Source organism: Enterobacter adelaidei, from assembly GCF_041937165.1.
GTDB classification, from domain to species: Bacteria; Pseudomonadota; Gammaproteobacteria; order Enterobacterales; family Enterobacteriaceae; genus Enterobacter; species Enterobacter adelaidei.
In genome coordinates, this window is sequence record NZ_CP154353.1 from 576,225 (window position 1) to 599,959 (window position 23,735).

Annotated in this window: 24 protein-coding genes; 9 read left to right on the forward strand and 15 right to left on the reverse strand. The window is 55.7% G+C overall.

Features of this window, described 5'->3' with window-relative positions:
• Nucleotide 1: 1 nt before the first annotated feature.
• The 4 genes from AAHF05_RS02870 to AAHF05_RS02885 are packed head-to-tail and all read right to left on the reverse strand — an operon-like array spanning nt 2 to nt 3,537.
• Nucleotides 2–1,258: an FAD/NAD(P)-binding oxidoreductase gene (locus AAHF05_RS02870; protein ID WP_129324064.1), complete on the reverse strand. Its 1,257-nt coding sequence runs from the start codon at nt 1,256–1,258 to the stop codon at nt 2–4.
• A complete protein-coding gene (locus AAHF05_RS02875; RefSeq protein ID WP_108089519.1) occupies nt 1,245–1,499 on the reverse strand; it encodes a (2Fe-2S)-binding protein in 255 nt (84 codons plus the stop codon). The genes AAHF05_RS02870 and AAHF05_RS02875 overlap by 14 nt, the downstream gene beginning before the upstream one ends.
• The gene (locus AAHF05_RS02880) at nt 1,496–2,599 is read right to left on the reverse strand and encodes an FAD-binding oxidoreductase (RefSeq protein ID WP_129324063.1); all 1,104 of its coding nucleotides are present in this window, start codon (nt 2,597–2,599) and stop codon (nt 1,496–1,498) included. Before AAHF05_RS02880 ends, AAHF05_RS02875 begins: the two co-directional genes overlap by 4 nt.
• Nucleotides 2,596–3,537 carry a 4-hydroxyproline epimerase gene (locus AAHF05_RS02885; protein WP_129324062.1) on the reverse strand — a complete coding sequence of 314 codons (942 nt, stop codon included), beginning with the start codon at nt 3,535–3,537 and terminating at the stop codon, nt 2,596–2,598. Before AAHF05_RS02885 ends, AAHF05_RS02880 begins: the two co-directional genes overlap by 4 nt.
• 307 nt (nt 3,538–3,844) lie before the next feature.
• Here AAHF05_RS02885 and AAHF05_RS02890 point away from each other — a divergent pair, with 307 nt between their 5' ends.
• The 6 genes from AAHF05_RS02890 to tsr all read left to right on the forward strand — a co-directional run bounded on the left by AAHF05_RS02890 (nt 3,845) and on the right by tsr (nt 11,758).
• Nucleotides 3,845–4,660: an AraC family transcriptional regulator gene (locus AAHF05_RS02890; protein WP_128348645.1), complete on the forward strand. Its 816-nt coding sequence runs from the start codon at nt 3,845–3,847 to the stop codon at nt 4,658–4,660.
• Between the two features lie 138 nt (nt 4,661–4,798).
• A complete protein-coding gene (locus AAHF05_RS02895) occupies nt 4,799–5,719 on the forward strand; it encodes a dihydrodipicolinate synthase family protein (RefSeq protein WP_049007403.1) in 921 nt (306 codons plus the stop codon).
• Between the two features lie 14 nt (nt 5,720–5,733).
• On the forward strand, nt 5,734–7,341 hold the full coding sequence (locus tag AAHF05_RS02900; RefSeq protein WP_129324061.1) for an aldehyde dehydrogenase (NADP(+)): 1,608 nt from the start codon (nt 5,734–5,736) through the stop codon (nt 7,339–7,341).
• 11 nt (nt 7,342–7,352) lie between these two features.
• Nucleotides 7,353–8,954 (forward strand): APC family permease, encoded by a 1,602-nt coding sequence (locus AAHF05_RS02905; protein ID WP_049007401.1) that lies wholly within the window; start codon nt 7,353–7,355, stop codon nt 8,952–8,954.
• An 11-nt stretch (nt 8,955–8,965) separates the two neighbouring features.
• Nucleotides 8,966–9,985 (forward strand): Ldh family oxidoreductase, encoded by a 1,020-nt coding sequence (locus AAHF05_RS02910; protein WP_129324060.1) that lies wholly within the window; start codon nt 8,966–8,968, stop codon nt 9,983–9,985.
• Nucleotides 9,986–10,093: 108 nt separating this feature from the next.
• Nucleotides 10,094–11,758, forward strand: coding sequence for a methyl-accepting chemotaxis protein (tsr, locus tag AAHF05_RS02915; protein ID WP_129324059.1), 1,665 nt, complete (start codon nt 10,094–10,096; stop codon nt 11,756–11,758).
• On the opposite strand, the gene AAHF05_RS02920 is transcribed toward tsr, so the two are convergent.
• From AAHF05_RS02920 to AAHF05_RS02965, 10 genes are all read right to left on the reverse strand, one after another.
• On the reverse strand, nt 11,755–12,276 hold the full coding sequence (locus AAHF05_RS02920) for a GNAT family N-acetyltransferase (RefSeq protein WP_129324058.1): 522 nt from the start codon (nt 12,274–12,276) through the stop codon (nt 11,755–11,757). The two genes, tsr and AAHF05_RS02920, sit on opposite strands and share 4 nt — an antisense overlap.
• Complete coding sequence (opgB, locus tag AAHF05_RS02925; protein ID WP_129324057.1) at nt 12,276–14,567, reverse strand: phosphatidylglycerol--membrane-oligosaccharide glycerophosphotransferase; 2,292 nt, start codon at nt 14,565–14,567, stop codon at nt 12,276–12,278. Before opgB ends, AAHF05_RS02920 begins: the two co-directional genes overlap by 1 nt.
• A gap of 269 nt (nt 14,568–14,836) precedes the next feature.
• Nucleotides 14,837–15,319 carry a DUF2501 domain-containing protein gene (locus tag AAHF05_RS02930; RefSeq protein ID WP_049007398.1) on the reverse strand — a complete coding sequence of 161 codons (483 nt, stop codon included), beginning with the start codon at nt 15,317–15,319 and terminating at the stop codon, nt 14,837–14,839.
• Between the two features lie 84 nt (nt 15,320–15,403).
• Nucleotides 15,404–16,141: a DNA replication protein DnaC gene (gene dnaC, locus AAHF05_RS02935; RefSeq protein WP_023334409.1), complete on the reverse strand. Its 738-nt coding sequence runs from the start codon at nt 16,139–16,141 to the stop codon at nt 15,404–15,406.
• On the reverse strand, nt 16,138–16,683 hold the full coding sequence (dnaT, locus tag AAHF05_RS02940; protein WP_128348654.1) for a primosomal protein DnaT: 546 nt from the start codon (nt 16,681–16,683) through the stop codon (nt 16,138–16,140). The genes dnaC and dnaT overlap by 4 nt, the downstream gene beginning before the upstream one ends.
• Nucleotides 16,684–16,830: 147 nt before the next feature.
• Nucleotides 16,831–17,259 carry an organic hydroperoxide resistance protein gene (locus AAHF05_RS02945; protein WP_013095463.1) on the reverse strand — a complete coding sequence of 143 codons (429 nt, stop codon included), beginning with the start codon at nt 17,257–17,259 and terminating at the stop codon, nt 16,831–16,833.
• Between the two features lie 84 nt (nt 17,260–17,343).
• Nucleotides 17,344–17,796 carry a MarR family winged helix-turn-helix transcriptional regulator gene (locus AAHF05_RS02950; protein WP_108089611.1) on the reverse strand — a complete coding sequence of 151 codons (453 nt, stop codon included), beginning with the start codon at nt 17,794–17,796 and terminating at the stop codon, nt 17,344–17,346.
• Between the two features lie 41 nt (nt 17,797–17,837).
• Nucleotides 17,838–18,479 (reverse strand): TetR family transcriptional regulator, encoded by a 642-nt coding sequence (locus AAHF05_RS02955; RefSeq protein ID WP_028016578.1) that lies wholly within the window; start codon nt 18,477–18,479, stop codon nt 17,838–17,840.
• Nucleotides 18,480–18,546: 67 nt separating this feature from the next.
• Nucleotides 18,547–19,020 (reverse strand): threonine/serine exporter, encoded by a 474-nt coding sequence (locus AAHF05_RS02960; RefSeq protein ID WP_049007396.1) that lies wholly within the window; start codon nt 19,018–19,020, stop codon nt 18,547–18,549.
• Nucleotides 19,011–19,787, reverse strand: coding sequence for a threonine/serine exporter ThrE family protein (locus AAHF05_RS02965; protein ID WP_028016580.1), 777 nt, complete (start codon nt 19,785–19,787; stop codon nt 19,011–19,013). The genes AAHF05_RS02960 and AAHF05_RS02965 overlap by 10 nt, the downstream gene beginning before the upstream one ends.
• Nucleotides 19,788–20,200: 413 nt before the next feature.
• Here AAHF05_RS02965 and AAHF05_RS02970 point away from each other — a divergent pair, with 413 nt between their 5' ends.
• Together AAHF05_RS02970 and bglJ are read left to right on the forward strand one after the other, a co-directional pair.
• Nucleotides 20,201–20,932: a LuxR C-terminal-related transcriptional regulator gene (locus AAHF05_RS02970; protein WP_028016581.1), complete on the forward strand. Its 732-nt coding sequence runs from the start codon at nt 20,201–20,203 to the stop codon at nt 20,930–20,932.
• Entirely contained in the window at nt 20,929–21,564 is a 636-nt protein-coding gene (gene bglJ, locus AAHF05_RS02975; RefSeq protein WP_129323966.1) for a DNA-binding transcriptional activator BglJ, read from the forward strand. Before AAHF05_RS02970 ends, bglJ begins: the two co-directional genes overlap by 4 nt.
• A 36-nt stretch (nt 21,565–21,600) precedes the next feature.
• On the opposite strand, the gene AAHF05_RS02980 is transcribed toward bglJ, so the two are convergent.
• On the reverse strand, nt 21,601–22,059 hold the full coding sequence (locus AAHF05_RS02980) for a YbaK/EbsC family protein (protein ID WP_008502085.1): 459 nt from the start codon (nt 22,057–22,059) through the stop codon (nt 21,601–21,603).
• Between the two features lie 328 nt (nt 22,060–22,387).
• On the opposite strand from AAHF05_RS02980, the gene AAHF05_RS02985 reads away from it, so the two are divergent.
• Nucleotides 22,388–23,734 carry a PTS sugar transporter subunit IIC gene (locus AAHF05_RS02985; RefSeq protein WP_028016583.1) on the forward strand — a complete coding sequence of 449 codons (1,347 nt, stop codon included), beginning with the start codon at nt 22,388–22,390 and terminating at the stop codon, nt 23,732–23,734.
• The last annotated feature ends 1 nt before the right edge of the window (nt 23,735 follow it).

The following is a 23,735-nucleotide window of genomic DNA, read 5'->3' on the forward strand; positions in this document are numbered from 1 at the left end:
CTCAGCCCTCCGGCTTTGCCAGGTGGATCAGCGTGTCGATACGCGCGGGAGAAAGCGGCTCGCGCGGTTGCGGCAGCGGCCAGCCGTACAGCCAGCGGGCGCTGGTGGCGCAGGTTTTCCCCTGACACGCGCCCATTCCGCAGCGCGAGGCGAGCTTCGCCGCCTGCCAGCTTTCGGCATTTTGCACATCGCCGCAGCGCACATCTTCGCAGCGGCAGAGCAGGGTGTCGGCAGTGATGACGTCTTTTAATGATTCCGGTAAGGCGAAGGTGGTATGAAGCGCCCGGGCAAAACGCTGCCAGCGCGCGCGGGTTGCGATGGCCTTTTCTGCTTTCCCGGGGTTATCCGCCGCGATATAACCCGCAATTTCCCCTTCTGCCAGCGCCAGTTCGCTGCCGCCAAAACCGGTGCACTCCCCCGCAGCATAGATATCCTGCACGCTGGTGCGTTGAGAAGCATCGACCCGGATAGCCTGATTTTCGGTTGTGCAGCCGAAGAGCAGGCCTGGTTCAATATTGGGCACCAGCCCATAGCCGATAGCCAGCCTGTCGCACGCTATCTCACTGGTTTTTCCCCCGTGACGCACGGTGACAGACTGAAGGTGTCTCTCCCCCCTGGCGTGGATGACCTGGCTTGCCGGGTGATAGTGGGCCGGAAAAAGGTCGCCGAGCTGGAGCAGTTTTTCTGGCCAGCGCCAGAGCCCCGCCGCGAACCGGGCCAGCGCGCTCACCGGCGCCTGTTCGATGATGGCGACGATATTTCCGCCTGCGCGTTTCACCGTACCGGCGACCGCCAGCAGCAGTGGCCCGCTGCCAGCAATGACGACCCGCTCGCCGTTGAGCGGCAGGCCATGTTTAATCTGCGCCTGTAGCCCACCGGCTCCCGTTACGCCGGGAAGCGTCCAGCCGGGAAACGGCAGGGAGAGTTCCCGTGCGCCGCAGCATAAAATTAACCGCTGCCAGCGGATCTCGCCGCAACTGTCTGCGGTTTCAAAAACAACGCAATGCGATTCAGGGCGGGCAATCAACCGGGCGCCGTTCAGTAGCGTAATGCCCGGCTGTTCCGCCACTGCCTGCCGCAGGCGTAAGGCGCGCGGAGGCAGCGAAACCTGTGGTCCATCACGCCAGATTTGCCCCCCAGGGCGCGGGTTGTCGTCAAGCACCATCACCGACTTTCCACAGCGTGCAGCGGCCAGTGCCGCCGACAGCCCGGCTGGCCCGGCACCGAGGACAAGGATCTCGCACTCAAACGTTCGCATGTTGGCTCCTTTCAATCACCATGTCGGGCTGGCATTCCGTCTGGCAGGCCAGCACCCGTCGTCCATTCACCGTGACGCGACACTCCTGGCAAACGCCCATGCCGCAGAAGGGGGCGCGCAGCTCACCGCTGACCGAACGTCGCGTCACGCCGCTACCCGTGAGCGCCAGCGCCGCTGCGATGCTGATGCCAGCAGGAACGTCGCAGGGTTTACCTTCAATAATCAGGTTCAGGGTCGTCATGCAATGGCCTCCTGTTTTTGCAGCCGTGCCGGGAGCCAGGCATCCGGTGAAACGGGTGGACGCTCGCCGAGGATCTGCGCGCAGAGCAGTTCGGCGGTTGCGGGGGCGGTGGTGACGCCCAGCCCTTCGTGCCCCAGTGCCAGCCAGATACCCGGCCGCGCAGGATGCGGGCCGATGAGCGGGTTGCCGTCTGCCGACGCGGCGCGAAAGCCGCTCCAGCAGCGAATGATATTGAGGCTATCCAGAGAGGGGAGAAAATGGCGCGCGCGTGTCAGCATGGTGGCCAGAAGCGGTAAATCCAGCTCGCGGTCGGTATTGTCGAACTGGCGGGAAGAGCCAATCAGCAGTTGCCCGGTGGGACGCGGCTGGACGTTAAACGCCACCGAGGTGCCGCCCGCATGGGCGCTGGCACCGTATCCCAGCTCTACCAGCTGGTGGCTGAGCAACGGAGCGTAGCGATCGGTGATCGCCAGTTGGCCTTTTTTCGCCCGTAGCCAGTTTTCACCAAGCAGCGCGTTGGCCCCCAGACCGCAGGCGATGACGATGGCGCGCGCGCGCAGGCGTTTGCCGCTGTGCAGGGTGACGTAGGGGGCATCGACTGCGAGGGCGCGGTCACGAAGATGCGTGACATCGGCATCATCAATTAACCAGCGGGCGACGTTCGGCGCGTAGACAATCCCGTCTCCGGGCACCCACAGCCCGCCGCTGAGCCGGGAGGTGAGCAGGGGTTCACGTGCGGCAAGCTGGTCGCGGGTCTGCATGTCGCTGGCGACCTGGTGTTGCGCCATCCGCCGTTGTTTTTCTTCTGCCAGTTCAAGCTCCTGCGGCGTTTCCGCCAGCCACAGCGTGCCGCATCCGCGCCAGGCGCAGCTTTCCGGCATCCGGGGCGTCAGTTCCCGCCAGCGTGCCAGAGACCAGGCTGAAAGGGTAAGCTCTGCGGGGTCGTCATCCATGCACACCAGATGTCCCATCCCTGCCGCCGTTGCGCCCGCGTTACCGTCGTCGATCAGCGTGACCCGCTGCCCGCGCTTTGCCAGTTGCCAGGCACAGGCGGCACCGACGATCCCGGCACCAATGACAATGACGTCGGTGTCGGTCACAACGTAATCCCCCAGCGGAACGGATCGTCAGGATTGAGGATCAACCGGTTATCGCCGCAGACCCATGCCTCACCACGGATCGTCGGGATGATCTTGTTGCCATGCGGCACGAAATGGGCGGTAAATTCGCTGCCGATGATGCTCGCCTGCCGCCAGGTTTCTCCCGGCCTGAGTTTGCCGTCTTCTGCCAGACAGGCCAGCTTGGCGCTGGTGCCGGTGCCGCAGGGGGAGCGATCCCAGGCTTTTCCCGGACAGAGCACAAAGCTGCGGCTGTCCGCGCGGTCCTCCTCCGCGAAGAGTTCAATATGGTCGATGATACCGTCATGTTCACCACGAATACCGGCACGTTCTAATCCTTCCCGGATCGCCCAGGCATACTCCGTTAACTGGGGGATCTTGTCCGGCGTCACTGCAAAAGGATGATCGTTGACGAGGAAGAACCAGTTTCCGCCCCAGGCGATATCGCCCGTGACCGTGCCGTGAGCGGTTTCAACCTGCACCTGTTTGCGCCAGCGATATGCCGGGACGTTTTCTACCGAAACGCTGCCATCGTCGTGCAGCGTGGCGGTCACATCACCCACCGGGGTTTCAATCAGATGTTTGCCGGGCTGAATGCGGCCAAGCCAGGCCAGCGAGGCGACAAGCCCGATCGTCCCGTGACCGCACATGTTCAGAAAACCGCTGTTGTTGAAGAAGATGACCCCCGCCGTGGCCTTCGGCGACACCGGTTCACAGAGCAGAGCCCCGACCAGGACATCGTTACCGCGCGGCTCAAGAATGATGGCTTTGCGCCAGTCGTCGTAGTCGCGGGCGAAGCGGTCCCGGCGCTCGGCCATGTTTCCAGCGCCCAGATCCGGAAAACCGTCGATGACCAGGCGGGTCGGTTCGCCGCCGGTGTGGGAGTCAATTACTCTCAGTTCGCTGTGCTGCGCTGTCATGGGATCTCCGGAAAGTTAACACCTTGTTGCTAAATGCTGGCGTAAGGCCGGGATTCCTGCTTGATCGCTTTCGTCACCAGAAATGACGAAATCAGCACAGTAACCGGTTTTATTCTTAAGTTAAATTCATATTTATTTCTTATTAATCATTCTGTTGTTGGTGTGGTAAACCAAAAAAGGTGACTGCGCCAGTGGATGAAAAGGGTAAATCATAAACCTGTGGCAGGATCGCAAAACGCGGTAAGGGCGCTTGATGAGTTAACGAAAAGTTAATAAAGATCCAGCTCACCGATCGGGAGGAAGCGTTATGTCCTGTGTGATTGATAATGCGCTGGCGCCCTCGCCAGCACTGGAAGTGACTGAACTGAGCCAGATTTGTGAAGGGCTGGCGCGCCAGCGTCCGGACAATATCCAGACCTTGCTTCATGCGATGGCGTTGATTGCGCCGCTGCTCAATGCCATTCCTAATGTGGTGTTTTTTGTCAAAGACGTGCAGGCGCGCTATCTGATGGTCAATATGACCCTGGCGCGTCGCTGCGGATTTAAGACGGTGGCTTCGCTGCTGGGGAAAACCTCTGCCGATGTTTTCCCTTCCGCACTGGGGCAGGGTTATACCGAGCAGGATATGCGGGTGCTGCGCGAAGGGGTGACGCTGCGCGATCAGCTGGAGATGCATCTCTATAACGGCCGTGAGCGCGGCTGGTGTCTGACCCAGAAACTGGCGCTGCGGGATGCGCAGGGCCAGGTGATCGGCATGGCGGGCATTTCGCATGACCTACAGGAAGCGCAGGCGCGACACCCGGCGTGGCAACGGCTGGCGATCGTCGACGATCATATCCGCAAGCATTACCACCGGCCGATCGCCATGGAGGAACTGACCGCGTTGAGCGGTATGTCGGTGGCGCAAATTGAACGCTACTGTAAGCGCATTTTTCACCTCACCCCGCGTCAGATGATTCACAAAGTCCGTCTGGAAAAAGCGACCGAGCTGCTGGCGGGCGATACGCCGATTACCGATATTGCCCTGCAATGTGGCTATACCGATCACAGCGCCTTTAGCCGCCAGTTCAAGGCCATGACCGGCTCTACGCCGCGTGATTTTCGCGTCACGCTGGCTGGGTAAGACAAACGCACTGTGCTAATTTCGTCATCAAAGAGGAGGAAAACCACCAAGCCGTCGGACGCCTGAAACGTCAATCTGTCAGTGAATATTCACCATTCATTCACTTTGACTTAACAAATTGACGACAAGGAACCGAACATGAGCAAGAAAGCCATTCACTGGAGCGGTGTATTCCCGGCAGTCAGCACCCAGTTTCGCAGCGATTACTCTCTCGACCTGGATGCCACCCATACGGTGATGAAAAACCTGGTCAAGGATGGTGTTTCCGGCCTGGTGGTGTGCGGCAGCGTGGGCGAGAACACTTCTCTGACCACGCAGGAAAAGCTGCAAATTATCGAAGTGGCGAAAGACGCGGCGGGTGGACAGATCCCGGTTATCGCCGGTGTCGCAGAATTTACCACCGCCTTTGCGCAGAAGATGGCGAAAGAGGCCGAGCGTGTGGGCGTTGACGGTATTATGGTGATGCCTGCGCTGGTGTACTCTTCAAAACCGCATGAAACAGCGGCCCACTTCCGCAGCGTGGCAACCGCCACTGACCTGCCAATCATGGTGTATAACAACCCGCCAATCTACAAAAACGACGTGACGCCGGATATCCTGGCGACGCTCGCTGACTGCGACAACATCGTCTGCTTTAAAGACTCTTCCGGCGATACCCGCCGCTTTATCGACCTGCGTAATTCCGTTGGCGACCGCTTTGTGCTGTTTGCCGGGCTGGATGACGTGGTGGTCGAGAGCATCGCCGTGGGGGCGGAAGGCTGGATCTCGGGGATGTCGAACGCGTTCCCACGTGAAGGGGAGACGCTGTTCCGCCTGGCAAAACAGCAGCGCTATGAAGAAGCGATGGCGCTTTACCGCTGGTTTATGCCGCTGCTGCATCTGGATGCGCGTCCGGATCTGGTGCAGTGCATCAAGCTTTGCGAAGAGCTGCTGGGCCGCGGCAGCGCGATTACCCGTCCGCCGCGCCTGGCGCTGGAAGGGGAAACCCGTGCGCAGGTGGTAGCGATTGTCGAGAAGGCGCTGGCGACTCGCCCACAGCTGCCTGACGTCGGCCTTTAAGCACAGGAGTGACGATGACTTTATCTCTCTCTGTTTCAGGCCAGCAGTTTATCGCCGGCCGCCGCGTGGCAAGCGGTGAGGCGACGCTGCCGGGCCTGCGTGCCGCTGACGGTGAACCCACCGGATACCGCTTTTACCCGGCCTCCCGCGAGGAGGCCGCCGCCGCGGCGCTGGCGGCTGAACAGGCATTCCCGATCTACTCACAGACGTCACCCGAGGTGCGAGCCCGCTTTCTCGAAACTCTCGCCGACGAGCTGGATTTACTCGGCGAGGACTTTTTCGCTATAGCCCACCAGGAGACGGCGCTGCCGCTGCCGCGCTTGCAGGGAGAGCGCACCCGGACCAGCAATCAGCTGCGCATGTTCGCTGGCGTGCTGCGTCGGGGTGATGCCTTCGGCGTGCGCATTGATACCGCACTCCCTGCGCGCCAGCCGTTGCCGCGCCCGGACCTGCGCCAGTATCTGACGGCGCTGGGCCCGGTGGCAGTATTCGGTGCCAGCAATTTTCCGCTGGCTTTCTCCACCGCAGGGGGCGATACCGCCTCTGCGCTGGCGGCGGGCTGCCCGGTGGTGGTGAAGGCCCATCCGGGGCATATGGCAACGGCAGAACTCACCGCTCAGGCCATTGTGCGTGCGGTGGAGAAAGTCGCCCTTCCTGCGGGCGTTTTTAACATGATTTTCGGCACCGACATTGGCGCAGAGCTGGTGCGTCACCCGGCGATCCAGGCGGTCGGGTTTACCGGTTCTTTGCGCGGCGGTAAGGCGCTCTGGCTGCTTGCGCAGCAGCGTCCGCAGCCGATCCCGGTCTTTGCGGAGATGTCGGCCATTAACCCGCTGATTATCCTGCCACAGGCGTTAGCCACCCGGGCAGAGGGGCTGGCGAAGGAACTGGTGGCCTCTTTTACCCTCGGCAGCGGGCAGTTTTGTACCAAGCCCGGGCTGATCCTGGCCTTGCGTGGCGAAGGCATGACCCGCTTCACGCAGGCGCTGAAGGAGGCGGTGGATCAGGCTCCGGCACAGACCATGCTCAATGCCCCGACCCTTGCCCACTACGAAGAAGGCGTCAGTGCGTTTGAGGCGCATCCCGCGATTCAGCGGCTGGCAGGCTCTGATGATTCTGTTAGCGGACGCGCGCAGGCTCGCCTGTATCAGGCCCCGGTTTCGCTGCTGCTGGCGCAGGAGCCTCTGTTGCAGCATGAGGTGTTTGGCCCGCTGGCGGTGCTGGTTGAGGTGGCTGACGAGGCTGAAATGCAGGCTGTTCTGCGTGCCATCCAGGGGCAGTTGACGGCAACGGTGCACGCCGAATCCGATGACGGCCCGCTGGCACAACGCCTGCTGCCAGCCCTGAGCGAAAAGGCCGGGCGCGTGCTGTTTAACGGATATCCGACCGGCGTGGAAGTGTGCGATGCGATGGTGCACGGCGGCCCGTGGCCTGCCACCACCGATTCACGCGGGACCTCCGTCGGAACCCGCTCCATCGAACGTTTTATGCGTCCGGTGTGCCTGCAGAATGTGCCCGCTGCACTGCTGCCGCCTGCTGTCCAGGATGCTAACCCTCTGAACCTGCTGCGCCTGATTAACGGGCAGTGGACCCGGGAAGCCATTTCCCCCTCTGTTGACTGAAGGGCATGACCATGACGATTCACTCTACGCATCAAACATCGTCCCGCGTTGTTGAGTCGGGGAAATTTAAAAAGCAGCTCACGTTAACCGACCTGACGTTTATTGGTCTTGGGGCTATCTTCGGCTCCGGCTGGCTGTTTGCCGCAAGCCATGTGGCCTCGATTGCCGGGCCTGCGGGCATTGCCTCGTGGGTTATCGGCGGGATTGCCGTGCTGCTGCTGGGGATTGTCTATTGTGAACTGGGGGCGGCACTGCCGCGCGCCGGGGGGATCATCCGTTATCCGGTGTTTTCCCACGGCGAGCTGATGGGGTATCTGCTGGGCTTTATTACGCTGATTGCGTTCTCAAGCCTGATCTCCATTGAGATTGTTGCTGCACGCCAGTACGCGGCCGCCTGGTTCCCGATGCTAACGCAGCCAGGCTCAAGCGATCCGACCCTGCTGGGCTGGGTGGTGCAGTTTTTACTGCTCTGTTTCTTCTTTGGCCTGAACTACTACAGCGTAAAAACGTTCGCACGCTCCAACAACATCATCAGTATTCTGAAGTTTCTGGTGCCGCTGGCGGTTGTCGTCACCCTGTTTACCTTTTTCAAACCTGAAAACCTGCACGTTCAGGGGATTGCGCCGTTTGGCATGTCAGGCGTTGAGGCGGCGATCAGCGCCGGGGGGATTATTTTTGCCTACCTGGGGCTGACACCGATTATCTCTGTGGCGAGCGAAGTACAAAATCCGCAGCGGACCATCCCGGTTGCGCTGATTTTATCTGTGGTGCTGTCGACCATTATCTACGTGCTGTTGCAACTGGCATTTCTTGGCAGTATTCCAACCGAAATGCTCGGCAGCGGCTGGGCGGAGATCAGCAAACAGTTCTCGCTGCCTTATCGCGATATCGCCATTACGCTCGGTATGGGCTGGCTGGCATTTATGGTGGTGTGCGATGCGATTGTCTCCCCGAGCGGCACCGGCAATATCTATATGAACGCGACGCCGCGCGTGATTTACGGCTGGGCGAAAGCGGGGACGTTCTTTAAGGCGTTTACCCACATTGATAAAGAGTCCGGCATTCCGCGCCCGGCGCTGTGGCTGACCTTCGCCATGTCTATCTTCTGGACGCTACCGTTCCCGTCCTGGGAGCAGTTGATTAGCGTGGTGTCGGCGGCGCTGGTGTTGAGCTATGCCATTGCCCCGGTCACGGCGGCGGGGCTGCGCCGTAATGCGCCCGATCTGCCGCGCCCGTTCCGCGTGCGTGCCTTCGGGATTATCGGCCCGGTGTCGTTTGTGATTTCAGCCCTGATTGTCTTCTGGTCTGGCTGGGGGACGCTGTCATGGCTGCTGGGGTTGCAGATTGTGATGTTCGTGGTCTACGTGCTGTGCAAAGCAAAAGTGCCTGTCCACACCGTGAGTCTGGCACAGCAGGTGAAATCGTCCCTGTGGCTCATCGCTTTCTACGCGCTGATTATGCTGTTCTCGTGGCTGGGCAGTTTTGGCGGCACAGGGGTGATTGGTCATCCGTGGGATACGGTGGTGGTGGCGGTGATGTCGCTGGGTATTTACTACTGGGGCGAGCGAACCTGTCTGCCGCAGGCTAACTTTACCGGAGACGAAGAAGAGTAGAGGAGTCAGTCATGGAGATGGTAAACCTCTCATTAACAGAGGCTTATGTGCTGGCATTTAACGTGCTGCGCGGGAACGGATTCAGCGAGGCGCACGCCGCCGCGGTGGCGAAAAACGTCACCCACGGCGAGCGCGATGGCTGCGCCTCGCACGGTTTGTGGCGGTTGCTGGGTATTGTCGAAACGCTGCGTAAAGGGAAGGTGTCACCAGACGCAGAACCGGCGATCGCCGATACCGCACCCGCCATCGTGAAAGCGGACGCTGGTGGGGCATTTTCCCTGCTGGCGTTCGAACGTGCGCTGCCGCTGCTGATAGAAAAGGCGCGACACGGTGGTATCGCCGCGCTGGCGATTAACCGCTGCGTGCACTTTTCTGCCCTGTTTGCGGACGTCGAACCGCTGACGGAGGCCGGCCTGGTGGCGCTGGCGACCACGCCGAGCCATGCGTGGGTCGCCCCTGCGGGCGGCACGCAGCCGCTGTTTGGCACGAACCCGATTGCTTTTGGCTGGCCGCGCGGCGATAAGCCGCCGTTTATTTTTGATATGGCCACCAGTGCGGCGGCGCGGGGTGAAATCCAGCTGCATCAGCGTGCGGGTAAGGCGGTGCCGGAAGGGTGGGGGATTGATGCTCAGGGCAATTCGACGACCAATGCACAGGCTATTCTTGACGGCGCGATGTTGACCTTCGGCGGACATAAAGGCTCGGCGCTGGCGGCGATGGTGGAACTGCTTGCCGGTCCGCTGATCGGTGATATGACCAGCGCGGAATCGCTGGCGTGGGATGAGGGCGCAGGCGGCCTGCCTTACGGCGGTGAACTGATTCTGGCACTCGACCCTACGCGTTTTTTGGGGAATGACGCCGCAGCCCATCTGGCTCGTGCCGAGACACTCTTCAGCGGGATGACGCAGCAGGGGGCGCGATTGCCGGGAGAGCGCCGCTATCAATCTCGTGAGCGCGCAAACCGTAATGGCCTGGAGATAACCCTCACACTTTTCAATGACATATCTGAGCTGCTGAAATCATCATCGTGATCGTCAACACAAGAGGAGGGAAATAGTCCCTCTTCTCAGTACGTTTTTCGTAAAGTTTTCCCTTTCCAGGCCGAAAATTCTGTTATCTGTCTGAAGGAAAGAGAAAACATGTTAAACCGTATCAAGATTGTCACCAGCCTAATGCTGGTTTTAGCGATATTTGGCCTTTTACAACTCACATCCGGTGGTCTTTTCTTTAACGCTCTGAAGAATGACAAAGAGAACTTCACTGTCCTGCAAACCATTCGCCAGCAACAATCCACGCTGAACGCCAGCTGGGTGGCGTTGCTGCAAACCCGTAATACCCTGAACCGTGCGGGCATCCGCTATATGATGGATCAGAGCAATATCGGCAGCGGCGCGACCGTTAACGATTTGATGCAAATTGCGTCTGCGTCTCTGAAACAGGCGGAAAAAAACTGGGCTGCGTACGAAGCCCTGCCGCGCGACTCGCGTCAAAGTGATGCAGACGCGATGGAAATCAAACGTAACTACGATATCTATCACGGTGCGCTGGCGGAGCTGATTCAGCTGCTGGGCGCAGGTAAAATCAACGCCTTCTTCGACCAGCCGACTCAGAGCTATCAGGACGGTTTTGAGAAGCAGTACGTAAACTACCTGCAGCAGAACGACAAGCTGTACAAGACCGCCGTTGAGGACAGCAACAGCTCTTACTCTCAGGCTATCTGGGTGTTGATTAGCGTATTGGTTGCCGTTCTGGTGGTGATTGTCGCCGTCTGGCTGGGTATCAAACAGGCGCTGATCTCTCCGTTGAACCGTCTCATCGACAGCATTCGCCATATCGCCAGCGGCGACCTGGTGAAGCGCATTGATGTGGAAGGCTCCAACGAGATGGGCGAACTGGCCGATTCACTGCGTCATATGCAGGGTGAGCTGGTGCGTACCGTTGGCGACGTGCGTAATGGCGCGAACGCCATTTACAGCGGTGCGAGCGAAATCGCGATGGGCAACAACGATCTCTCCTCCCGTACTGAGCAGCAGGCGGCTTCTCTGGAAGAGACTGCTGCCAGTATGGAACAGCTGACGGCGACCGTTAAGCAAAACGCCGAAAACGCCCGTCAGGCAAGCCATCTGGCGCTGAGTGCGTCTGAAACGGCGCAGAAAGGCGGTAAAGTGGTGGATAACGTGGTGCAAACCATGCGTGACATCGCTGGAAGTTCGCAGAAAATTGCCGACATTATCAGCGTAATTGACGGCATTGCTTTCCAGACCAACATTCTGGCACTGAACGCGGCGGTAGAAGCGGCGCGTGCGGGCGAGCAGGGCCGTGGCTTTGCGGTGGTGGCAGGTGAAGTTCGTAACCTGGCGCAGCGCAGCGCCCAGGCGGCACGTGAAATTAAGAGCCTGATTGAAGACTCTGTTGGCCGTGTGGAAGTGGGCTCTACCCTGGTAGAAAGCGCAGGTGAAACCATGGGCGAGATCGTTAATGCAGTCACTCGCGTTACCGACATTATGGGTGAAATCGCCTCTGCGTCAGACGAGCAGAGCCGCGGTATTGACCAGGTGGGTCTGGCAGTCGCAGAGATGGATCGTGTGACCCAGCAGAACGCCTCGCTGGTGGAAGAGTCTGCTGCGGCCGCGGCCGCGCTGGAAGAGCAGGCGAGCCGTCTGACTCAGGCTGTGGCGGTGTTCCGCATTCAGCAGGAGCAGATGAAAGCGCGCGAGTTCGCTGCGGCTAAAGCGGTTTCCACGCCGGTAATGGCGCGTAAAACCGCGACTGCCGATTCAGGCGATAACTGGGAAACGTTCTAATTAAGTGACAGGCGCATGGCACAGCGGGATTCATACGCTAAGCCATGCGCCGCTTCATCATCTCTTTTCTGACGCAGTTCTGGCGTTAGCTCAGCAATTTGTTCAAATCCCAACCGCGCATAGAACGGCGCATTCCACGGGACGTCCCGGAACGTCGTTAACGTCAGCGACGTCAGCCCTAGCTTACGGGCATGGTCAGCCACACAGGCGATGAGCTGTCGGCCAATCCCTTTTCCCTGCCAGTCCAGATCAACCGAAAGCTCCACGATAAACAGCGATGAAGAGTGTGCTTCGGTGAGGATAAACCCCACGGGGCGGTCATTCGCCAGCGCCAGCCAACTTTGCCCGCGTTCGGCATACTCAAGATGCTGCTCAGCGGAAATAACCTCACCCTCGGCAAGCCAGGCGAGCTCCGGATAGCGTCGAAAACGTTCCCCCGCCGCGCGTTCAATGGCGGGCAGGGCGTAAACGTCGTCACAGCGAGTTGGCCGAACGGTTATGTTAAGGGGGACGGTCATTAGCCTGCATTACTCACAATTTTAATTTCGACCATGCCTACCCCCAGCTGACGCGGTGAATGGCCGAGGATATTCCCGTCATTCGTGGACTGCGGGTCTGGCGGCACAATCACCAGGGTATTGCTGCGGGATGGATTCTCAAAATGAAGCGTGTGAGTGGTCACTTCGTTTCCAAGCGTTAGCGTCTGCTCTTGATCGCCCACGCGCACGGGCACGGGCTTATTTGCATTGGAGCCATACGCCCTGGCCGTGATCACCAGGTCAAATTGTTCTGGCAGGGGATGGGTGTACTCAATTTTCACCTCGTTGCCCAACTGCGCATTTGACCAGCGTCCCCAGGACTCCGGACGTGAGATGCCGCTAAACTGTTTCACCTCTTCCGGCGCGCCGGCCACGTTAAAGATAAAGCTGTCCGCCTTGTAGCGAATATCGTTATCGACGATTTTCAGCATGTCGACGTTGTGCTGATAGCGTGCGGTATCAATCACCGTGTCTTTAAACGCGGTTTTGCCTTTCCACTGGGCTTTATCCACATGCTGCACGGTTTGCTCCCCGCCAAGCTGGCCCTGAGAAACACACCAGTCGGTAGAAAGCGCCAACGGCTGTGACCAGAGTTGGCCCATTTTGTAACATTTGTCGACCCAGACGAAGTTATCGCGAGGGGCAAAGTCAGCCAGCTGGAAACGCAGTGGGGCGGAATACTCACTTTCCGGCAGAGGTTCGACGCGATTGTCCGACACGCGCACCAGCAGCGGCAGGCGGAAGCTGCTGCCCGAGAAGGCAATCGTGTTTTTATTTTGATCGATGGTGAAATCTTTCATCTCTTTCGGGAAGTTCCACAGGCGGATGATGTCTGGCTTCCACGCGAGGATTTTTTCCTTCATGTTGAGGAAGACTTCAGAGAGAGATTGCCCCGACAACGTGCTGCGGCCCAGACCAATAAAGTTGTCTCCGCCCAGAATGTCCAGCACGGTCGCGCCGTTATCCATTGAGTTACGTTTGGTGGCAATCACTTCCTGTTGCGGCTGGTCGCCGCGAAGCACGAAGAACAGATTGCTGCGATCCTGCTTGTTGAGTTGATCCCATGCGCTGTTTTTCATCGCCAGATGGTCAGACGAAACGACGATGACGGTATTTTTAAAATACGGTGAAGCTTTGATTTTCTCGACCAGTGCGGCGATATGCTCCTGGCTACAGGTGACGGCGCTGAAAGATTTGTTGTTTTTGCCGCCGACATCATAGCTTCTGCGTTTACAGGTACGTGAGACGAACCCGTCTGGGTGGTGCGTATCCACGGTCAGAGCAAAGAGGGAGAAGCGTTTACCCGAGCGGGAAAGTTCTTCGAATTTCTTCCAGGTTTCGTCCAGCACCGTATCGTCGTAGAAGCCCCAGTCGTTGCGGTAGTTCGGATCGGCAACTGTCGTTTTTAACTCCTCTGAGCCATACAGGTGGTCAAAACCGTGGGACTTCAGGAACACATCTTTTCCGGCAAAGCGCAGGTTCGCCCCCTGGACAAAATAGTTTTCATAGCCAGAGTTTTTCAGGATATCGCCCAGGCAAACATTCTGCGGGAAGAATGTCGACATCGAGGCTGAGGCGTTCCCTTCAAAAGGTGCAAACAGCGGGATGCCACACTGCGAGGCAACCATTCCGGCGATAGTGTAATCCGTGCCGGGCAGCTGCATGGTGTGGCTGAAATCGAGACCTTCGTTTTTCAACGCGCCCAGCTCTGGTGTCAGGTTCGGGAACGCGTCGTTATCAAAGTACGTGCGCTCCAGACTTTCGCCGTAGATATAGACCAGGTTGAGTTTCGGGTTGGCGATCGTTTTCGACGGCTCTTTGTAGTAGGCCACGAAATCTGGATCGCCGTCGCGCGACTGGGACTTTACCAGCTCGGCGATCTGATGGAATGCGGGACTGGCGTCGACTGAGGCCAGTGCCAGGAAAAGCGCCAGCAGGCTGTAACCATGATGGTGCGGATGATGGCGACGTCGCCGCAGTACCCAGGCCAGTGCGCCAAAAACGACCACCAGCGCCACAACCAAGCCCAGCCCAGGAAGAATATACTTACCTACGCCCGCGCCCGTCAGGCTGTTCGTCAGGGTGTAGAGCACCGCATCGTTAATCCCGTCACCGGTAAAGTAATCGCTGGCGTATAAGGTAATGTTTAAAATAATAAAAATGCCGAGCACCACCAGCGTGGCGATAAACCACCAGGTGTGACGGCCAGCTTTCCAGGCGTAAACGCCGACAGAAGCCAGAAAAAGGATAAGAGACATGAATTCAGACAACAGCATATCCTCATGACGCCAGATGCTTCGCTGGCTAACTGTTTATTTTTAGGTACTACAATGTAATTGCGATGTCGTTTAGCTGCAATTCTAGTGTCATGAAAGTGTGCTGTTATTAGGATTTGGTTTAGAAAACCGTTTTTTTGAAGGTGCTCGCATCCTGACAAACGGACGCTGAGACGGTGGCAGGCAGGGAAAACGCTCATTTAGCGCCGCGTTGCAAGACTATCGCATTAAACGCGGCGTGTTGTGGCAGAAAATGGGATGGATCAGGAGATGAAATTAACGCCTTGTTTCAGCACCAGATCGCAGGCTTTGGTTTTCACCTGTTTGGCCAGAGAAGAGTTGCCGATGGTGCTCAGGTTAAGCTGCTGGCCGTTTTTCGCGTTAAGCAGACCCTGAATACCGTCCATGTAGTTGGTATCCGCTTTCTGCTCCTGGGTATCCAGACCCAGCTTGCCCAGCACCTGGTTTTTGACATTTTGCGCGTCGGTCACGGAGGCCAGCTTTTGCTTCGCGCAATATTCCAGAATGCCCGCCGCGTTGTTCATTGTACCCGCACTCAGGCTCTGGGAGCTGTTACCCAGCAGGCTGGTGAGAGAAGATGCGGACAGCCCGCCCTGAGTGCTGCTGCTCTCTTTGGTCAGTTCGTTTGCTGCGCTTGACAGAGAATCCTGCCAGGACGCCGCTTGCACTGCGCCGGTAACCAACAGGGTGCCTAACAGCGTGCTGATAATAATCTGTTTTTTCATCGTAAATTTCTCAAAAAGGTCCGTTTTGGGCCGGAAGTGATTCCAGTATATACCGCCTTCTCACCATAGATTCCTGGAACTATCTTAATACTCTTTTCCGGTGACGCGGCTACGGTAACTTTCCCAGTCGAAGATAACATACAGGCTGTTACCCAGCTTCATGCGATCCATAACGCGCTCACCCAGTAAGCGGGTCATCTCGTCGATATTGTGGTTTGTCAGCATACCGGTAGGTCGTTTGGACGAGGAACGGCGGTCGACAATCTGGTTAATGATCACCTTTTCATAACGGGATTCCGTCTGCACGCCAATCTCGTCGATGACCAGTAAATCGACGTTACTCAGGTCGTTCAGGAGTTGTTCTTCGCTGGTTTCGCGGTTGCTGAAGGTGTCTTTCATCGCGGACATGATATCGGCCACGGTGATGATGAGCACCGATTTTCCGCGCAGGAGCAGTTCGTTGCAGATAGCGGCGGCGAGGTGATTTTTTCCGGTGCCAGGTTTGCCGCTAAAGATGAAGCTGGCAATATTACCATCGAATTCATCCACATACTGACGGGCGGCGGCAAGCGCGTTCATCTGCCCGTTGGTCTCAACTTTATAATTATCAAATGAGCAGTTCTGATGCAGGGGACGAATACCTGAACGGTTAAAGGTGCGCTGCATTTTCATCGCCCGATTTTCACGGGCGAGCGCGGCGGCGCGGATCTCTCCTTGCTCTTTTTGCCACGCCAGCAGTTCTTCACCCGTGGTGAAAGCGGGCTTCACGTTGGCAGGCATCATTTTTTGCAGACGTTTCATCAGGTCGCCGACGTTCTTCATTTCGCACCTCGGAATCCGTTAGGGATCTGTTTATCCGGTTCTGAAAACGCGTTGATATCGCGTTTTGGCTGGCCATTATTGCTGGCGCGGGTGATTTGAAGATGGCGCGCGAGCTTTTGCTGCCACTGAATATGGGTGAAGACTTTACCTTCTGCCTGCCACCAGGCCGTAAACGCGGCCAGCTCTTCAGCGGTGGCGGGTTGTGTTAACGCAATCCCCCACAGCGCGGCCTGCCGCTGAAAATCGGCATCAGGTTGCCAGCCCGCATAGAGGGCAAATTTTCCCATCGGAACGCTCATCGGGGCGTTAACCGGCTCATCAAAAAACTGGTTATCCAGCATGATATCGCTCGCCGGGCGTGATAATTGCGCTTCGATCTCCAGGAGCTGTGCCAGACGTTCCGGTGTGATTGCGTAAAATGCCGGCGCATTGTCGGCAAAAACCGCAACCGTGCCGCCTTCGGCGTGGGTCAACACACCGCGTGGGTCGCGCATAAAGGCATCAATGCCAGCAATGCTGGTGGTCAGAATTCTGGAGGACATAACGCTTACTCTACTGATGACTACGGGCGTGATATGAGCTTATGGTAGCACAGAGAGGATGAGGGGATGGAGGGGATTTCCCCGGTGGCGATGCGCTTATAGGGCTACAACCGTAGACCTGATAAGCGCAGCGCCATCAGGCATTTATCATGCGATGATATTCAGGGTCACGTCGATGTTGCCGCGGGTCGCGTTAGAGTACGGGCAAACGATGTGGGCGGCATCGACCAGCTTTTTGGCTTCCGCAGGATCCATGCCTTCAACATGGATGTTCAGTTTTGCTTCGATACCAAAGCCGGTTGGCAGCGGGCCAATACCCACTTCGCCTTCAATAAAGGCCTCTTTTGGCAGGGTAAATTTGTCGCGTGCGGCGACAAACTTCATCGCGCCCAGGAAGCAGGCAGAGTAACCGGCAGCAAACAGCTGCTCAGGGTTCGTCACTTCTCCCCCCATGCCACCCATCTCTTTTGGCACGCCCAGTTTCACGTCCAGGACACCATCAGAAGAGGTGGCACGACCGTCACGACCTCCGGTTGCTTTTGCTTTGGCGGTATAAACGACTTTTTCTAAAGACATGGCAGGTTCCTCATTTTACATTTAAGTGTGCTATTAAATAGCGTGCGATATATGTGTTTAAATAAAGACGCGTAAAGTATAGCCTTACGCGTGGTGTAACTGGTGTCGCAAAAGTTCAAGCTGCTGCTTCAGCGCCAGCATCGTGTCAGTATCACATTGCGCTGCGCAACCCACCGCATGGGGGATATTGAGTGCCTGCTGCTGCAGTGCACGTCCCTCGTCGCTCAGCGTGACGGCCACCTGACGTTCGTCTTTACGCGAGCGCTGGCGTTTTATCAGCCCGGCGCTTTCCAGACGTTTTAACAGCGGTGTCAGGGTGGCAGAGTCAAGGAACAGTCGCTCACCAATGTCCGACACCGTCATGTCGTCCTGCTCCCAGAGCACCAGCATCACCAGGTATTGCGGGTAAGTCAGGTTCAGCGGCGCCAGCAGTTGCCGGTACAGCTTGTTAAGCGCCAGATTTGCCGAATAGAGAGCAAAGCAGAGCTGGTTATCCAGCAGGAGCGCAGCGGTGGTGTCGTTCGTTTTCGTGTTCATGGAATGAATATAGATAGTGCGCGATTTAATTGCAAGCAATTTTATGGGCAGGTATAGCGGAGTGCCACCTGAACGGCCATTTTGCGGTAGTGCTGGCGCTGAGCCTGTTCATCCGCCCCATCTTCAAACAGCAATGTGAAGGTGTAGCTGTTGGCGACGTAGTGAAAGCTGAAACTGCTTATCAGACGGTGGAGATCGCGGGCGTCAACTGTCTGGTTGAATAGCTGCTTTTCTTTACCCCGGTCCAGGATCGCTTCCAGCAGATCGAGCGCGCTACGGTTGACCTGGCGCAGATAGCTCGACTGCTGCATAAAGCGACCACGCTGCATGTTTTCCATGCAGATAATGCGGATGTAATCCGGGTGATCGGCATGATAGTCAAAGGTAGCTTCAACCAGGTTGACCAGCGCTTCTACCGGTGGCATTCCCGCCAGGCTCAGCGCTTTCTCACTGGCGCGGATTTGGGTGTAAACATGCTCCAGGACGAGAAGGTAGAGATTTTCTTTGTTCTTGAAATGGTAAACCACCATGCGCTTGGTCGTGCCTGCTTTCTCCGCAATTTGCTCCATGCGGGCACCGTTCAAACCATATTCGGCGAAAAGCGCGATCGCGCTCTGAAAAATTTTCTCTTTCAGGCTGGATTCTTCATTGTGTGCGGGGTGTTCGCTGCCTGGGTTAGCCACAATCTTTCCTTATTTTCACCAAACGGACCTGGACGATTATCCCCATGGCAGCGAAATAACACAAATATCAAACGCGTGGGCGTTTGCGGTACAGCCACAGTCCCGGGATCGACAGCCCGATAGAGAGTGCTCCGACAATGGAAGAGGCCTTAAGGAAGTTGCTCAGAAGGAGGATCATCTGTGGCTCGGTGTAGCCAAAATGGCTGATTTTTACTGCGGAAATCATTGCCGTGTAGGCAGATATGCCCGGGAACATCGGGATAACGGCGGCAACGGTGAACACTTTGGGATGCGCCAGATACCAGCGCGACCACTGAATGCCGATGCTACCGACCAGCATAGACGCCATAAATGTCGACCATTCGATGTTAAAACCTGCCGTCATCATGACCATCCGTGACCCATGACCAATCGCACCCAGCAGGGCACACCACGGGAGAGCACGTTGCGGAACATTAAAGACCATCGCAAAGCCAACGGCAGGAATGGCGGCCAGAAGCATGTCCTGTACCAGTGCCAGCAGAAAATCTATCACGCCCATCCGCGTAACCCCCAGAGAGTCATGGCCATGACGACGCCAATACAGGTCGCCAGCGTCAGCAGGCTGGCGATAGCCCAACGTGCCAGACCGGTATTGATGTGCCCTTTAAACATATCGGCGACAGCGTTAATCAACGGGAACCCCGGGACCAGCAGAAGCACACTGGCGGCCATGGCAACAGTGGGGGTGTTAACAAACTGCGGCAGGCGCAGCAGTAAACCAGACACCGTGGTGGCGACAAAAGCGGTAATACAGAAATTGATTTGTGGGTGCATTTGCCGGTGTGTCAGTAACTGGCGGACATACATCGCGATGCTGCTGGCGAAAAATGTAATGATTGCGCCGTCCCAGCCGCCTTTATTGAGCTTACAAAAACAGGCGCACGACAGCCCAACCATGAGCACAACGAGCCAGCGTGGGTAACGCAATGGCTTTATTTGGTTGAATTTTTTTTCAATCTCATTGTGGTCGAGCAGCTTATGCTCAGCAAGAATGACGATATGCTGCACTTCGGTGACGACGTGCATGTTAATACCGCGGTCGTGGTTTTTGCGGGTGGAGGTCAGGCATTGACCATCTTTGATCGTAGTCAGCACAATGGCGTTTGAAGAGATCGCGCTTTCAACGCTATCCATACCTAACGCCAGCCCCAGCCGTGTTGAGAGTTCCTCAACCAGCGCGCTTTCCGCACCGTGCTGGAGCAGAAAAAGACCGCACTGAATACATAGCCGCGTGATAGCACGCTGCGTTGACCGATCTGCCTGCATGTATTGTCCTGAAGAGAAAATGGATGTTAGCGGTTTGGCCCGTGATGCTTACTTTTAACACAAAGTGCGGTACCCCTTGCTGTGGGTCAGATCAAGATTTATGCAAACAGTTGCAACCTGTATTGTGAAAGGGTTTTCGCTTTAATTTATAACAATGGTGAATTATTAATGCGGTAACATAAAATATTTGTATTTAGTTATTCTAAATTTATATTGTCGATATTTTAATGAGTCCGTAATTAAATTTTCTTGCACTTTATGAGATATTATCTCTGTTTTAGGCATTTCTTAAATCAGAAACATATCTCATCTTCTGCTTGTATTAATCTGTTTTACACTCAGGGACGAAAATACTTATTACGTTGATGCGTATTAACGTTACTCATCAAATGAAAAATGGACACGGAGGGTCTATGTTGTCATTACATGGTAAACATTGCGTAGTCATAAGCCGGATACCCGTGATGCAAAAAGGGTTTGCAGGCGTTATGGCACGTCACTTCCCCGATTTTGAATTGACCTTTTGCCGCTCACTGCAGGAGCTAACGCTGCTTCAGTTACGCAGTGCAGATGTAATTATTGCCGATATTTCAGGTGAATACAGAAACCCCCGGGGCTCGCTCGAAGAGTACTACAGCTTATTGAACCAATACCGTGAAATACACTGGATCTTCTTAGTCTCCCGACCGCTGTACCCGATAGCGGTTGAGTTGCTTATGCGACCAGAAAGCACGCTGCTTTCCGATATGGAACCCATCGACGGCGTGATTAATGCCATCCGGGCCGGGAGTGAGCGTGCTGAACGGATAAGCCAGACGTTATTAATACCAGAACCTCAGAGTGTTGAAGATGAACACGTTATTGCGCTCACGCACTCTGAACGCAAAGTATTACGTTTGTTAGGTAAGGGATGGGGGATTAATCAAATTGCCACCTTGCTCAAGAAGAGCAATAAAACGATAAGTGCGCAGAAAAACAGTGCGATGCGACGGCTGTCGTTGCGGTCTAACGCCGATATGTATGCCTGGATCAGTAGTACACAGGGAATGAGAGAGCTGAGTTTAATCTCAGCCTATGGAGAGTTCGAGGAATGGAAAAAACCGATTCAACAAGACACATCGCCATTATCGAAAATTGTTCAATGAGTGCTGTTGGGCTACAGCATCTTTTTGCTATGCCCACCCTTAACCATTATCAGTTGCACTTATTTAGTGGATTTGAGGGCTTTAAGAAGGCACTTCATCAGACCAATTTTTTTTCGCTGATCTATTCACTTTCCGATGCGCGAGAAGAGCGTCGTAATTGCCTGGCGCACGTGCGGGATCTCGCATTTACCCATAGCCATATTCAACGCATTATTCTGGCGTCTGATGAGATGGAAGCACGGTTAATTAGCCATCTATCACCTTCACGTCTTCACGGAGTGGTCAGTAAATCATTAACACTTGAGCACTTGCAGAAGGAGCTCGTGGTGTTGTTGGGTGAAACGCTGCGCATCAATGACAATATGCTGAACCACTGGTATCGGAGTCAAAACAGGATGTTAAGCCCCACGGAGCGGGCCATTTTGCGTTATATGTCTTGCGGGTATTCCATTCCCGAAATCGCCGCACAGCTTGAACGCAATATTAAAACTATCCGGGCACATAAGTTTAATGCGATGGCGAAGTTGGGAGTGAGTTCTGACGTAGGGCTGCTTGATGCAGCGGATATTCTTACGCATCTCCCGGCACGAGAACCGCTTAATCCTGCACTCAGCAAACCCACATTTTTATAACCTGCCTTGTGCGCCAGATACTCTCTGGCGCATCAATCAGATGCATACATCAACCCATTTTGCAGATGTTAGCTCTGCCATCCTGTCAGGTGAAATACGTACGGCACTGTGGATCGCGCCAGCGGCAGGGAGTACTTCAGCGTACTGCTTTAAGGAAATATCACAGTAAACCGCAAGCGGGTTTTCCAGCCCGAACGGACAAACACCACCAACAGGATGACCTGTTATGGTCACTACTTCATCACTGCTGAGCATGCGTGCTTTTGCACCAAAGGTGTCTTTTAGCTTTTTGTTATCCAGGCGCGCATCGCCTTTCGCTACCACCAGAATCACCTCGTTTTTCACCTTCAATGACAGGGTTTTAGCAATTTGTCCCGGCTCAACGCGATGGGCGGCTGCAGCGAGTGCAACGGTAGCGGTACTCTGACTCAATTCAATAACGTCTATATCCGGAGCGTTGTCGGCAAAAAACTGCTGTACAGACTGCAAACTCATTGTTTCCTCCTGACAAATATCCTGCGTAATCTGTCATAAGAATTTATGCTCTGTAAATATCTCTTAAGTAACAAATACCCCATATAGCTGATTTCTGGATCATCTTCACAATCACAGAAACCGGTTACAGTAACCGGTTGCAGAGCGTGGTGCGTAGATTAATACTGAGTACGTAACGTTCCCTGTATCCAATAATAAGAGCAAATTATGAAACCATTTAGTCTGAGCAGTAACGCTGGTACACAAGCCAGCAAGGTTGTGAAGCTGATTTATGGAACAACGTGTGGCACGAATGTGCCCGTAACAAACGTCTGACAGGAGATCTGCCATGTCTGCCAACCATGCTGCGTTTAACCTGATATTCCGTTTTGTTGAAAATTACGTTAGCCCAATTGCCGGGCGCATCTCTTCCCAGCGTCATGTCATGGCTATTCGTGATGGATTCATCTCCGCGATGCCATTTATGATTGTGGGCTCATTTTTGTTAGTGTTCGCTTACCCACCGTTTTCGCCTGATACCACCTGGGGTTTTGCGCGCGCCTGGTTGGATATGGCGAAGCAATTTGAAGGCCAGATCCTGACGCCGTTTGATATGACAATGGGTATTATGTCCATTTATATCTGTGCGGCCATTGCCTATAACCTTGGCAAACACTATGTCAAATCGCATCAGTTAGACCCATTTATGTGTGCCATGCTGTCGCTGATGGCGTTTCTCCTGGTCGCAGCACCTAAAACCAAAGGCACACTTCCTGTGGACAGCCTGGGCGGGACGGGCATCTTTACCGCGATTCTGGTGGCTATTTACTGCGTTGAGATGATGCGTTTCCTTAAAGCGCATAACATTGGTATTCGCCTGCCAGACCAGGTTCCCCCGATGATCAAAAACTCTTTCGACCTGCTGATCCCGGTGCTGGTTGTGGTGTTGACGCTCTATCCGCTGAGCCTGATTATTCAGTCTCAGTTTGACATGCTGATCCCGCAGGCGATTATGTCAGTCTTTAAGCCTTTGGTTTCTGCTGCGGACTCGCTGCCTGCGATTCTGTTAGCTGTGTTGATTGGTCATTTGCTCTGGTTCGCCGGGATCCACGGAGCCGCCATTGTCTCCGGGATGTTACAGATGTTCTGGTTGACTAACCTGGGGGCTAACCAGACTGCGCTGGCTGCCAGTCAGCCTCTGCCGCATATTTTTATGGAAGCATTCTGGACGTTCTTTATCGTGATTGGCGGGTCGGGAGCCACAATGGGACTGGTGATTTGCTATCTGCGCAGTCGTTCAGCACATTTACGCTCTATTGGGCGTTTAAGCGTGGTACCAAGCTTCTTTAACATTAACGAACCTGTCATTTTCGGTACGCCGATTGTGATGAACCCAGTGTTCTTTATTCCGTTCCTGTTGGCACCCATGGTGAACGCCGTGCTGGCCTGGGCGGCGATGTCATTTGATCTGATTGGCCGTGTCATTTCAGTCGTGCCCTGGACGGCACCCGCTCCGATTGGTGCCGCATGGGCCCTTGGCTGGGATTTCCGCGCAGCCATTCTGGTCGTTGTTCTGGCCTGCGTATCAGCAATAATTTACTTCCCATTCTTCAAAGTTTACGAGAAGCAGCTGCTGGAGCAGGAAGCCGAGGAAGCGCAGCGTAACGCGGAAGAGGAAAATCAGCAGGTGGCTTAAA

Excerpts from the sequence above, each read along its gene's own strand:
- AAHF05_RS02870 (WP_129324064.1), bottom strand. The coding sequence starts at position 1,258 with ATGCGAACGTTTGAGTGCGAGATCCTTGTCCTCGGTGCCGGGCCAGCC.
- AAHF05_RS02875 (WP_108089519.1), bottom strand. The coding sequence starts at position 1,499 with ATGACGACCCTGAACCTGATTATTGAAGGTAAACCCTGCGACGTTCCT.
- AAHF05_RS02885 (WP_129324062.1), bottom strand. The coding sequence starts at position 3,537 with ATGACAGCGCAGCACAGCGAACTGAGAGTAATTGACTCCCACACCGGC.
- AAHF05_RS02890 (WP_128348645.1), top strand. The coding sequence starts at position 3,845 with ATGTCCTGTGTGATTGATAATGCGCTGGCGCCCTCGCCAGCACTGGAA.
- AAHF05_RS02895 (WP_049007403.1), top strand. The coding sequence starts at position 4,799 with ATGAGCAAGAAAGCCATTCACTGGAGCGGTGTATTCCCGGCAGTCAGC.
- AAHF05_RS02900 (WP_129324061.1), top strand. The coding sequence starts at position 5,734 with ATGACTTTATCTCTCTCTGTTTCAGGCCAGCAGTTTATCGCCGGCCGC.
- AAHF05_RS02905 (WP_049007401.1), top strand. The coding sequence starts at position 7,353 with ATGACGATTCACTCTACGCATCAAACATCGTCCCGCGTTGTTGAGTCG.
- AAHF05_RS02910 (WP_129324060.1), top strand. The coding sequence starts at position 8,966 with ATGGAGATGGTAAACCTCTCATTAACAGAGGCTTATGTGCTGGCATTT.
- tsr (WP_129324059.1), top strand. The coding sequence starts at position 10,094 with ATGTTAAACCGTATCAAGATTGTCACCAGCCTAATGCTGGTTTTAGCG.
- AAHF05_RS02920 (WP_129324058.1), bottom strand. The coding sequence starts at position 12,276 with ATGACCGTCCCCCTTAACATAACCGTTCGGCCAACTCGCTGTGACGAC.
- AAHF05_RS02930 (WP_049007398.1), bottom strand. The coding sequence starts at position 15,319 with ATGAAAAAACAGATTATTATCAGCACGCTGTTAGGCACCCTGTTGGTT.
- dnaC (WP_023334409.1), bottom strand. The coding sequence starts at position 16,141 with ATGAAGAACGTCGGCGACCTGATGAAACGTCTGCAAAAAATGATGCCT.
- dnaT (WP_128348654.1), bottom strand. The coding sequence starts at position 16,683 with ATGTCCTCCAGAATTCTGACCACCAGCATTGCTGGCATTGATGCCTTT.
- AAHF05_RS02945 (WP_013095463.1), bottom strand. The coding sequence starts at position 17,259 with ATGTCTTTAGAAAAAGTCGTTTATACCGCCAAAGCAAAAGCAACCGGA.
- AAHF05_RS02950 (WP_108089611.1), bottom strand. The coding sequence starts at position 17,796 with ATGAACACGAAAACGAACGACACCACCGCTGCGCTCCTGCTGGATAAC.
- AAHF05_RS02960 (WP_049007396.1), bottom strand. The coding sequence starts at position 19,020 with ATGGGCGTGATAGATTTTCTGCTGGCACTGGTACAGGACATGCTTCTG.
- AAHF05_RS02965 (WP_028016580.1), bottom strand. The coding sequence starts at position 19,787 with ATGCAGGCAGATCGGTCAACGCAGCGTGCTATCACGCGGCTATGTATT.
- AAHF05_RS02970 (WP_028016581.1), top strand. The coding sequence starts at position 20,201 with ATGTTGTCATTACATGGTAAACATTGCGTAGTCATAAGCCGGATACCC.
- bglJ (WP_129323966.1), top strand. The coding sequence starts at position 20,929 with ATGAGTGCTGTTGGGCTACAGCATCTTTTTGCTATGCCCACCCTTAAC.
- AAHF05_RS02980 (WP_008502085.1), bottom strand. The coding sequence starts at position 22,059 with ATGAGTTTGCAGTCTGTACAGCAGTTTTTTGCCGACAACGCTCCGGAT.
- AAHF05_RS02985 (WP_028016583.1), top strand. The coding sequence starts at position 22,388 with ATGTCTGCCAACCATGCTGCGTTTAACCTGATATTCCGTTTTGTTGAA.